The 9220-nt window shown below is 69.1% G+C and carries 2 protein-coding genes; both read right to left on the bottom strand.

Annotation, left to right across the window (positions count from 1 at the left end; genetic code table 11):
- Positions 1 to 3 precede the first annotated feature (3 nt).
- On the bottom strand, positions 4 to 4101 hold the full coding sequence (locus E1293_RS39975) for a non-ribosomal peptide synthetase (RefSeq protein WP_132204188.1): 4098 nt from the start codon (positions 4099 to 4101) through the stop codon (positions 4 to 6).
- On the bottom strand, positions 4094 to 9220 hold a 5127-nt coding region (locus E1293_RS39970), incomplete at its 5' end, for a non-ribosomal peptide synthetase (protein ID WP_132204186.1). The genes E1293_RS39975 and E1293_RS39970, both read right to left, overlap by 8 nt.

Raw genomic sequence — 9220 nt, 5'->3', positions numbered from 1 at the left:
GCGTCAGATGCGTATAAGAGACAGGTCGGGGGTGGTGAGGGCGAGGGGGTAGATGGAGGTGAACCAGCCGACCGTGCGGGAAAGGTCGATGTCGCCGCCGAGTGCTTCGCGGCCGTGGCTTTCCAGGTCGATGCCGACCGACTGGTTCCCGCTCCACTGTCCGACCGCGCGCAGGAGACCGGCCAGTAGTAGGTCGTTGATCTGCGTGCGGTAGGCGCGGTGCGCCCGTGTCAGCAGCGCCGAGGTGCTCTCGGCGTCCAACTCCACCCGGACCGACTGGGTCGAGTCTTCGGTGTTGGGGCCGTCCAGGTCTGTTGGCAGTGGACGCTGCTGCTCCAACTGGTGGCGCCAGTAGGGCAGCTCAGCCCACGTGGCCTGCTCGTCGGCCAGAGCGTGCACGTGCTCAGCCCACACCTGGAAAGACGTCGTCTTCTGCCCGAGTGCCTGGTCCTGGTAGGCGGTGTCGAGGTCGTCCAGCAGGACGTTCCAGGAGACGCCGTCCATGACCAGGTGATGAACCGTGATGCCCAACCACGCGGGCTGGTCACCCCGCTCGAACAACACCGCCCGAAGCAGCGGCCCCCCAGCCAGATCGAGCGACGCTTGGGCCTGGTCCATCCGGCCCGTGACGGCTTCATCCAACGCTTCGCCGTGCAGTCCCGACACATCGAACGTGGTGAAGATGTCGTGCGGTTCGGTTTCGGCGTTGTGCTGTGCCCACTCCTGACGCTCCGCATCGAACGCCAGCCGCATCCGCAACGCGTCGTGATGCGCCGTCAGCACGCTGAACGCGTTCGCCAGTGCTTCGCGGTCCACGCCGGCGGCCAGCTCGAACATGCCCGACCAGTTCCAGCGGTCCCGGTCACCGATGTCCTGACCCACGAACCAGTGCTCGATCGGGGTGAGCGGCACCGGGCCACTGACCCGTCCTTGCTCGGCCACGGCTGTCGGTTCGCCGGCGTCCTTGGTGACCGAGGCGAGCGCGGCGACCGTCTGACGTGTCAGGACGTCGGCGATCTCGACGCGCAGCCCGGCGGAACGTGCTCGGGCGACGATCTGCAGGCTCAGGATCGAGTCGCCGCCCAGCTCGAAGAAGTCGTCCTCGACGCCCACACGCTCGACACCGAGGACCTGCTGCCAGATCTCCGCCAGAGCGCGCTCAGTGTCGGTACGCGGCGGCACGTACTCCCCGGCCGTCTCAGCCACGGCTTCGGGGGCGGGGAGTGCGCGGCGGTCGACCTTGCCGTTCGCCGTCAGCGGCAGCCCCTGGTCCAGCACCACGAAGGCGGCCGGGACCATGAACGCCGGGAGGCGAGAACCGGCGAACTCGCGGATCGCAGCGATCTCGGCGGCTCCGGACGCGGCCGGAACCAGGTAGGCGACGAGGCGCTTTCCTCCGGGGCCGTCGTCTCGGGCGACCACGATCGCGTCGCGGACCGTCGGGTGATCGGTCAGCACAGCCTCGACTTCACCGGGCTCGATCCGGAAGCCCCGAATCTTGACCTGCTCGTCCACCCGGCCGAGGAAGTCGACGTATCCGTCGGCGGTCCAGCGGGCCCGGTCCCCGGTCCGGTACAGCCGCTCCCCCGGTCGGAACGGGTCGGCCACGAACCGCTCGGCCGTCAGCCCTGGACGGTTCACATATCCGCGCGCGACACCGACACCACCGATGAACAACTCACCCGGCACTCCAACGGGGCTCGGCCGCATGCGCTCGTCCAGCACGAGTGCCCGGACGCCCGCCAGCGGACGCCCCACCGGAACCAAGCCGTCGCTCACGCCGTCACCGGTCAGGGGCATGAACAGCGAGTCGATCGCCGCCTCGGTCACCCCGTACACGTTGCCCGGCACCGCGTTCGGGGCGACCGTGCCCACCGCACCAACCAGCGCGTCCCAACGCCACACATCGGTACCGGAGATCACCACGCGAAGGCTGTCGAGACCACCGGCCTCGCGCGCCCACGCCGCCAGTTCACGCAGCAGCACACCCGGGACGATCTCCGCGATGCCGACCTTGTGGCGGGCGATCACCTCATGCAGCGTCTCGACCGACACACCCTCGGCCTCCGGGACCAACACCACACCACGGCCCAGGCACAGACCGCGCGTCAGGTCCCCCACCGAAACGTCGAAACCCACACCCGACATCGACAACATCGGGCCACGCTCGTCGTCCAGCCCGGCCAGGGTCTCCTCCCAGGCAGCCGCATAACCAGCCAGCCCCCGATGCGACACCAGCACGCCCTTGGGCACACCCGTCGACCCCGACGTGAACGCCACATAGGCGGCACCGTCGAAATCGACGACCGCGTCCACAGCGGCCGACTCGGGCAGCCGATCGATCTGCACCACCGAACGTCCGACAGCGGCGGCGTCTGGACGTGTGCCATCGGTGATGACCACCTCGACACCGCCATCGGCGGCCATCAGGCTCAGCCGCTCGGCCGGGTATCCCGCAGGCAGCGGCACGTACACGCCACCCGCCCGCAACACCCCGACGAACGCCACCACCAGATCCACCGACCGGCCCAACGCCACACCAACGCCGACCTCAGCACGCACACCTTGCCCGGCCAGCACCCCGGCCAGCCGACCCGACCGCTCCCACAACTCAGCGAACGTCAATCGATCGGACCCGCACACCACCGCATCCGCGCCCGGAGACTTCTCCGCCCACAACCGCACGCGTTCGACCATCGACACGAGTTCGGCGTCCGCGGCGTCGCCCGCGTCACCCAACCGCAGCAGCCGGCGGCCCTCGTCGGCCGACTGCAACGGCACCCGGCCGACCTCCACCTCGGGATCGGCCGCGACCGCCCCGAACAGCACCTTCAACTGCTCCAGCAGCCGCTCGACCGTCGCCGCGTCGAAGGCGGCCGTCGAGAACTCCACTTCCAGCCGCAGGCGGGTTTCCAGGTCGACGACGAGCATCAGCGGATAGTTGCTCTGCTCGGTGGAGTCGAGGCCGGTCAGTTCCCCGGATTCCTGCTCCTGCTCGGGGTCGACCCGGCCGGCGACCTGCTCCTCGGGGTAGTTGCCGACGACCATGACGCTGTCGAACAGCTGGGTGCCGGGCGCGATCCGGGCCGCTTTCTGGATCTCGGTGAGCGGGGTGTAGTCGAAGCGCTGCGCCTCCAGCTGGATGCTCTGGAGACGGCGCAGCCATTCGATGAACGGCTCACCGGAGCGGACGTCGGTGCGCATCGGCAGGGTGTTGATGAACATCCCCACCATCGACTCCATCCCCGGCAGCTGTGCGGGGCGGCCCGAGACCGTGAGTCCGAACACCACGTCGCTCTGACCGCTGTAGCGGCTCAGCAGCAGCGCCCAGCCCGCCTGGACGACCGTGCTCAGCGTCACCCGGGCGCGGCGCGCCAGCTCGAACAGTCCCCGGGTGACGTCCTCCGGCAGCTCGGTGCGGCGCCGGTCCTGCGCCCAGTGGTCGGCGGCGGCCCGGTCGGCCGGCAGCGGCGTCGGCGCCTCGATCCCGGCCAGGTACTCGTGCCAGAAGCCCTTCGCCTTCTCCACGTCCTGGCCCGCGAGCCACTGGATGAAGTCCCGGTAGGGGCGCGCCGGCGGCATGCTCGGACGTTCACCGCGGAGGTGGTGCTCGTACGCCTCCTGGAGCTCGTCCAGAACGATCGGGAGGCTCCACCCGTCCAGGCAGATGTGGTGGAAGCTCCACAGCATCCACCATCGGCCGCCGCCCCGGTTCATCACGTACAGCCGCATGAGCGGCGGCGCGGTCAGGTCGAAGCCCAGCCCGCGGTCGGTCTCCGTCAGCTCGTCCAGCCGCCGCTGCCGCTCGTCCTCGCCGAGGCCGGACCAGTCGTGCACCTCGAACGGCACCGTCACGTTCGCGTGGACGACCTGCAGCGGCTCCGGGACGCCCTCCCACACGAATCCCGTGCGCAGCGCGGGATGCCGGTCCACGACGAACTGCCACGCCCGGCGTAACGCCTCGACGTTCAGACCTCCGGTGAACTCGTAGAGTCCCTGGGCCCAGTAGACCTCGACGTCGGCGGGGGCTTGCAGGACGTGGAGCAGCATGCCCTGCTGCACCGGCGCCAGCGGGTACACGTCCTGGATCTGGTCAGCCATTCTGGATCTTTCCTCCGCCTCGGATGAGCGCGTCGAGTGTGTTCTGGTCCAGTGCCGCGAGCGGGAAGTCGGACGGGGTGCGACGGCCGGCGCCCGGGGACAGGCAGTGCTCGATCAGCTCGCGCAACGCGGTGATGTAGTCGTCGGCCAGCTGCTGGACGGTGCCGGCGCGATGCACGTTGGCGCTGTAGAACCATTCGACCGCCAGCCGACCGTCGCCGGTCTGCAACGCCTCGATGCGCAGCAGGTGCGAGCGTTTCCGCCCGACCTCGGGCCCGATGGCGGGCCCGGCGAGCTCGTCGGCCGGACGCCCCGTCACCAGGCCGCCCGCGGCCTCGGCGGTGGCGCCGGTCCCGAGGTAGTTGAACAGGAGCCCGGGGGCGGGCAGCTTGCGCATCTCGCGCAACTGCTTCTGGTCGTGCGGGCCGGCGGGTTCGGGGGTCATGCGGCGCAGGAGGCCGTAGCCGATGCCGCGCCGGGGGATGCCCCGCAGGTGCTCCTTCACCGAGGTGATCAACTGCGCCGGGTCGTCGAGATCGGGGGCGGTGAGGGCGACGGGATAGATGGAGGTGAACCAGCCGACCGTGCGCGAGAGGTCGATGTCCTCGCCGAGCGCTTCGCGGCCGTGGCTCTCCAGGTCGATGCCGACCGTCTGGTCACCGCTCCACCTGCTCATCGCTCGCAGCAGACCCGCCAGCAGCAGGTCGTTGATCTGCGTGCGGTAGGGGCGATGCGCACGTGTCAGCAGCGCCGAGGTGTTCTCGGCGTCCAGCTCCACCCGGACCGACTGCGTCGAATCCTCGGTGTTGGGGCCGTCCAGGTCCACCGGCAGCGGACGCTGCCGCTCCAGGCGGTCACGCCATTCGGGTAACTCCGCCAACGTCGAGGACGCGCCGGCCAGCACCTCCAGCCGTTCTGCCCAGTCCTTGAACGAGGTGGTCTTCTCCCCCAGGTCGCCGCCCTGGTAAACGGTGCCCAGGTCTTCGAGAAGCACATTCCAGGAGACGGCGTCCATGACGAGGTGGTGGACGGTGATGCCGAGCCAGGGCGGCTCGGCGCCGCGGTCGAACAGGACGGCGCGGATCAGCGGACCGCCGGCGAGGTCGATCGAGGTCTGGGCCTGGGTCATCCGGGCGGTGACGGCCTCGTCCAAGGCTTCGCCGTGCAGGCCGGACACGTCGAAGGTGCTGAAGATCTCGTGCCGCTCGGTCTCGGCGTTGTGCTGCTCCCACCGGTTCTGCGCGGGGTCGAACGCCAGCCGCATCCGCAGCGCGTCATGGTGGGCGACCAGCGCATCGAACGCGCGCGCCAGCGCCTCGGAGTCCAGGCCGGTGACCAGCTCGAACATCCCGGACCAGTTCCACTGGTCGCGCTCGCCGATGTCCCTGGAGAGGAACCAGTGCTGGATCGGGGTGAGGGGGACGGCGCCGCTGATCGATCCCTGCTGGGCGGCCGTCCGGGGTGTGTCGTCCTGTCGGGTGACGGCGGCGAGTGCGGCGACGGTCTGGCGGGCGAACACGTCGGCGATCTCGACGCGCAGCCCGGCCGCGCGGGCACGGGCAACGATCTGCAGGCTGAGGATGGAGTCGCCGCCGAGCTCGAAGAAGTTGTCCTCGGCTCCGACGCGTTCCAGGCCGAGGACCTGCTGCCAGATCTCCGCCAGCGCCCGTTCAGTGTCGGTGCGCGGCGCGACGAACTCGGTCGCGACCTCCGCCACCCCGTCGGGGGCCGGCAGCGCACGGCGATCGACCTTGCCGTTCGCCGTCAGTGGCAGCCCGTCGTCCAGGACGACGAAGGCGGCCGGAACCATGAACCTCGGGAGACGGGAGCCGGCGAACTCGCGGACGGCCGCCACATCGATGGGCTCCGTCGCGCTCGGAACGAGGTAGGCGACGAGGCGTTTGCCGCCGGGGCCGTCCTCGCGGGCCATCACCACCGCGTCGCGGACAGCAGGGTGGTCGGTCAGGACGGCCTGGATCTCCCCGGGCTCGATCCGGAACCCGCGGATCTTGACCTGCTCGTCCACCCGGCCCAGATACTCCAGGCGCCCGTCGGGGCGGCGACGCGCCCGATCACCCGTGCGGTACAGACGCCGACCAGGATGGAACGGGTCGGCCACGAACCGCTCGGCGGTCAACGCGGGACGGTTCACATACCCGCGCGCCACACCCCCGCCACCGACATACATCTCACCCGGCATCCCCGGACCCACCGGACGCAGCTGCTCGTCCAGCACCAGCACCGTCAGATCATCGATCGGCTCACCGATCGGCGACGCCCGCCAACCACGCGCCGTGATCGCCTCATCGACCGGAAGGTAGGTGACATGCACCGTGGTCTCGGTGATCCCGTACATGTTGATCAGGCCGACCTGGGGGTGCGCGGCCTGCCAACCGGCCACCCGCGCGACGTCCAGGGCCTCGCCGCCGAACACCACCCACCGCAGCGCCAGCCCGTCCGCCAGGCCGGGATCGTCGTCGTGGGCGGCGGTGAGCTGGTAGAACGCGGACGGGGTCTGCGACAGCACCGTCACACCCTCGTCACGAAGGAGCCGGGCGAACCGCTCCGGAGACCGCGACACCTCGAACGGAACCACGACCACACGGCCACCGTGCAGCAGCGGACCCCAGATCTCCCACACCGAGAAATCGAACGACGCCGAATGGAACATCGTCCACACATCGTCCGGCCCGTACTCGAACCACTTGTCCGTCCGGGAGAACAACCGCAGCACATTCGCATGCGGAATCGCCACACCCTTCGGACGCCCCGTCGAACCCGACGTATAAATCACATACGCCGTCTCCTCGGGATCCACGCGCGGCGTCGGGCCCGCGACCGGGTGATCGGATGCCTGGCGCATGACGTCCTGATCGACGATCACTACGGGAGCCGCATCGGCCAGCAGCCACTCGATCCGCTCAGCCGGATAGCCCGGATCCATCGGCACGTAGCCCGCACCGGTCTTCAATACGCCCACCATCGCCGCGATCAAATCCACCGACCGCGGAAGCAGCACCGCCACCAACCGCCCCGGGCCCGCACCGCGTTCCCGCAGCAAGCTCGCTAAACGGCTCGCACGCTCATCCAACTCCCGATACGAGAGCTGCTCGTCCCCGCATACGGCCGCCACCGCGTCGGGCGACTGCCGCACCCGCTCCTCGAACCGCTCCACGACCGAACCGGCGATCGGCTCGCCGACCTCGGCGAGACCGCTCACCGCGCCACGCCGCGCGTCCGACATCAGCGGGATATCGCCGACCGAAACCTCCGGGTCTTCCGCGACCGCCTTCAGCATCAGTTCCAGATGCTCAAGGAGGCCGTCCACCGTCGACCCGTCGAACGCGGTGGCGGAGAACGGGATCTCCAGTTTCAATCGGTCGGCGGTGTCCACGACGAGCATCAGCGGGTAGCCGCCTCGTTCGACGGATTCCGTCAGCTCTCCCTTGAGGACGGCGTCCTCCGAGTCCGCGCTCTCCGGGTAGTTCCTGAACACCAGGATGCTGTCGAACAGCGGTGTGCCGGCGGTGACCTCGGACGCCTTCTGGATCTCGGTGAGCGGGGTGTAATCGAACCGCTGCATCTCCAGCTGCGCGTCCTGAAGGCGTCGCAGCCAATCAACGAACGACTCATCCGACCGCACATCGGTGCGCAACGGCAGGGTGTTGATGAACAGCCCCACCATCGACTCCATACCGGACAGCTGCGGCGGACGGCCGGACACGGTGAGCCCGAACACCACGTCGCGCTGGGCACTGAATCGGCTCAGCAGCAGCGCCCAGCCCGCCTGGAAAACCGTGCTCAGCGTCACCCGTGCGCGACGCGCAACCTGCTGAAGCCCCCGCGTGACCTCCTGCGACAGCTCCGTCCGGCGCCGCTCGTGCTCCCAATGGCCGCGCGCCACCCGATCGGCCGGCAGTGGCGTCGCCGCCTCGAAACCGGCCAGATGCCTCTGCCAGAACTCGCGGGCCGCATCCTGATCCTGCGCACCCAGCCACTCAATGAAATCCCGGTAAGGCCGCACGGGGCCCAGCGCCGGACGGTCACCGCGCAGCAAACACTCATACGTCGACTGGACCTCGTCCAGGACGATCGGCAGGCTCCATCCGTCGCACAAGCCCTGGAACAGCCCCCAGACCATCCACCAGCGGCCGGCGCCACGGTCGATCACATAGACCCGCAGCAACGGCGGTGCCGCGAGGTCGAACCCTGATTCCCGGTCCTCTCGCAGCAGTTCGGCGCGACGCTTCCGCTGCTCTCCGTCGTCCGACGCCGACCAGTCGAGCGCTTCGAACGGCACCGTCACTCGTTCCTGCACCACTTGCAGTGGCTCCGGGACGTCCTCCCAAACGAATCCGCTGCGGAGCGCCGGGTGCCGGTCCACGACGAATTGCCATGCCTGTTGAAGGACGGCGGTGTCCATGTCACCGGTGAACTCGTACAAGCCCTGCGCCCAATACACACCCGTGCCGGCCGGAGCCTGCAAGGTGTGGAAAAGCATGCCCTGCTGGACAGGAGCCAACGGATAAGCGTCCGCCATCCGCGGCACGAGGGCCTTGAGCCGGTCCAGCATTTTCTGATCGGCACGCGCCAGCGGCAGATCGGACGGCGTGAGGCTTCCCGCTTCAGGCGTCAGGCAGTGTTCGATCAGCTGGTGCAACGCGGTGATGTAGTCGTCCGCCAGACCTTGGACGGTCCCGGCGTCATGCACGTTGGCGCTGTAGTACCACTCGAAGACGAGCTGTCCGCCATCGGCTTGGAACGCCTCGATCTGCAGCAGATGCGAACGCGTCCGGCCCGTCTCATCGCCATTGCGAGGAGCGGCCAGGGCGCCGGGCAACGTCCTGGCGATCAGGTCACTGCCGGACGCGGCGGCTTGAGCGGAACCCATGTAGTTGAAGAGCACCTGTGGCGTTGGCAGTCCGCGTAATGCGCGGAGTTGTTCGCCGTTTTCGGTGGTGGCGGGTTCGGGGGTGATGTGGCGCAGGAGGCCGTAGCCGATGCCGCGTCGGGGGACGCCGCGCAGGTGTTCCTTGACCGAGGAGATGAGTTGGGTGGGGTCGTCGAGGTCGGGGGTGGTGAGGGCGAGAGGGTAGATGGAGGTGAACCAGCCGACCGT

The sequence above is a fragment of the Actinomadura darangshiensis genome, from assembly GCF_004349235.1.
In the GTDB taxonomy this organism is placed as follows: domain Bacteria; phylum Actinomycetota; class Actinomycetes; order Streptosporangiales; family Streptosporangiaceae; genus Spirillospora; species Spirillospora darangshiensis.
Note: the sequence above shows the minus strand (reverse complement) of the source record. Positions and strands in the feature narration are given on the sequence as shown.